General features: G+C 43.6%; 1 protein-coding gene. It reads right to left on the reverse strand.

Features of this window, described 5'->3' with window-relative positions; genetic code table 11:
• A partial coding sequence (locus H9X81_RS11625) for a type I restriction-modification enzyme R subunit C-terminal domain-containing protein (RefSeq protein ID WP_430673037.1) occupies positions 1 to 330 on the reverse strand: 330 nt, incomplete at both ends.

Genomic DNA, 330 nt, shown 5'->3' on the forward strand with positions numbered 1-330 from the left:
CAATTCCTGTACCGCCTTCAGATACCCCGCCTTACCTCCAAAGTATCCGGCAATTTTTGCTGGTTTTCCCAGCTTCAGGAACGGGTCGAGTTTTAAAATCTCTGTTTTCTCTATTTCATAGATACCTGTGTTCATGTACTTGTCCAGAAGTGCCTCCAGCACTTCCCGAGCAACGCCACTATATTTACTGAAAAAGTCCCGCTTTTTCACATTGTTTGCCCGCTCTTTTCGAGTCAATGGCTTTTTATCAAAAGCTACATGGCAGATGAAGTCAAAATCATCCACATCAGTCATATTCTGATCAGCTTTCATCAGCTCCAGATCAATGCC

Source organism: Hydrogenoanaerobacterium saccharovorans (assembly GCF_016901815.1).
Classification (GTDB): domain Bacteria; phylum Bacillota; class Clostridia; order Oscillospirales; family Ruminococcaceae; genus Avimicrobium; species Avimicrobium caecorum.